The 2,643-nt window shown below is 54.9% G+C and carries 1 protein-coding gene; it reads right to left on the reverse strand.

All coding sequences use genetic code 11. From position 1 onward, the window contains the following. Positions 1-54: 54 nt before the first annotated feature. Complete coding sequence (locus AB5Y92_RS09535) at positions 55-2,007, reverse strand: ligand-gated channel protein (protein ID WP_368226617.1); 1,953 nt, start codon at positions 2,005-2,007, stop codon at positions 55-57. Positions 2,008-2,643 lie beyond the last annotated feature (636 nt).

The following is a 2,643-nucleotide window of genomic DNA, read 5'->3' on the forward strand; positions in this document are numbered from 1 at the left end:
GCGCAATAAAAACGGCCGCCATCGGAAGATGGCGGCCGCATAACAGGTTCCCTATCAGAAGTTGTAGGTTACGCCCAGGTTGTAGCGACGACCATCCAGCACAGTGCCATAGCTGCTGTAATCCACCGTCTTGTCGAACAGGTTGTAGACCCCGGCAGTCAGATCCAGATGCTTGTTGGCCTTGTAGACCAGGCCCATGTCAAAGAAGGTGTAGGAAGGCGTCCCCTCCGCCATCTTGACCCGGCTCAGGTACTCGGAGGTCTCGCCACGGAAGTTGACCCGTGACCAGAGGCTGAGATCCTCGGTAGTCTGCCACTCTACGCTGCCGTTGAACATGTGACGGGGCATCTGGTTGAGGGCATGGCCCGCCAGTGGACCACTCTTCTGCTCGGACTGGGTAAAGGTGTAGCTGGAGCTGACCGACCAATCCTCGTTGATGGCCCAATCCATCATCCCCTCGACACCACGCATGTTCGCCTTGTCGACGTTGACCCGATCACTGATGAAGTCATAGCTGTGACCATTGAGGGTACAGGCGGGATCGCTCTTGCTGGTGCAACGACGCACTTCGGATATCTTGTTCTTGAAGTCGGTGTTGAACAGGGTAACCCCGGCGTTGAAGCCCTGATGACCGTTCCATAGCAGGCCGATCTCTTCACTCACGCTGGTCTCGGGCTTGAGGTCAGGGTTACCGATTAGTACGCCATCCTGACTGCGGCCGCCAGTAGCCTGACCCCAGTTGGCCGCCGACATCCGCAAGTCTGGGGAGCGGTAACCGGTTGATACGCCCCCCTTCAACGTCCAGCTATCGTCCAGATGCCAGACGCCGTAGAGACGAGGGCTCCAGTGAGAGCCGTAGTTCTGGTCCCGATCCATGCGGGCGCCTCCGGTCAGGGCAAAGCTGTCAGTGAGTGACCACTCATCCTCGACAAACATCGCCCAGCTCCAGCGGGTCAGCTGCTCGGCAGGGTTGGCCACTGTCAGGGCATTGCCTTGATCGTGCAGATCCTCATAACGATACTGACCACCGACACTCAGGTAGTGCTCCCCCAGAATAAACTGTGTATGCGTATCGGCGATGGTATTGGTAAGCTCCATCTTGCGAACGGGGTTACTGTTGGTCTCCTGCTGCAGATAGCTGCTGGAAGAGCCGAAATCATACTGACCATCATGGGTCAGCGCATAGTTGGTGCGCTCGTAGCGATAGAGGCTATCTGTCACCTTGACATCCAGCGAATTGCCGGCAGTGCGATCCCGATCCTGCAGACTGCGACTGGCCTCCAGATCGAAGCGATTCTGCTCATCAGGCTTGAAGCTGAGCACTGCCGTGCCACTGCGAGTCTCCTGCTCGGCAAAACCCTGGGTAAATTTGTCTTCGCCACGATGAGCCAGTTGGCCATTGAAGCGCAGCCCCAACACCCCATCGATCAATGAACCTGCGGTATAGGCATCGGTCTGGAAGCTATTACCGGCATCCTTGTTCTCCTGGAAGGTCGAATCTGCGTGAACCGACCCCTGCCAGGCCAGACCGGTGGTCTTGCGGGTAATCACGTTAATCACACCACCCATGGCATCTGAACCATAACGGGATGACATGGGACCACGGACGACCTCAATGCGTTCGATCGCCTGCAGTGGCGGCAGCCAGCCCTGCTCGATACCAGCTTCATCGCTATTGGGGCGAGTACCACGACTATCCACCTTTTTGCCATCAACCAGCATCAGGGTGTATTTCGATCCCATACCGCGAATGCTGATATCACTGCTGCTGCCACCGCCAGTCACCACAACACCGGGAACATCCTTCAGGGCATCGGTCACATCGCGATAGGCCCGCTTCTCCAGCTGCTCACGGGTAATCACAGAGATGGAGGCAGCAGAGTCTTCAATCTTCTGCTGGAAGCCGGAAGCGGTGACGACCATCACCTCTTGTTTGGCTGCGTGGGCCTGGGTCGCAAGAAGGGAGCAGACCAGCAAGGCAAGCTTGTTCGGTTTCACTGTTGTCATGTTTTAGCCTGAACGTTTTTAGTAGGAAGGTGGCGTATTCCCTTACTTCATTCGTTACAACGCCTTGGCATCCGGCCAGGTGCAGCATCAAAAAAGGCTCATTTGAAAAGCACTTTATTAATCAGCCCGCATTGTAACTCCCCCCCCCCCCAATAATTCAAATAATAATCATTATCGTTCTCCTCGTATGGTATTCCTGCTGCAAAACAGCTCATTCTTGATAAGAGACTGTTTTAATGGAATAAATCTATAAACAAACAAGGGGATTACACAAACAAGAGGAAGTGATGACGTACCATTGCAAGACGGCCTGATTTAATCCTCAAGCTCTATCAGCTCGCTGCGGAACAATATGGCCAAGATGGGATGTGCTGCGATACAGAGTTGGAAATAGTAGCCAGAACGCCAACAGGGGAAGGTATTGCCATCGTGGTGGGATGTCGGCAACTCACCAGCAGACTAAAAACATCAAAACCCAGTCGTGAGGCCGGGCTTTGTGTTGGTTCTGGTGTGCAAACCTGTGGGACTTATGGGCAAAAATCGCCCATAGCAAAAAGGCCTTCCCAATCGGGAAGGCCTTCAAATTAGTGGCGGAGCGGACGGGACTCGAACCCGCGACCCCCGGCGTGACAGGCC

It is taken from the genome of Aeromonas sp. R1-1 (assembly GCF_040908495.1).
Taxonomy (GTDB): Bacteria; Pseudomonadota; Gammaproteobacteria; order Enterobacterales; family Aeromonadaceae; genus Aeromonas; species Aeromonas veronii.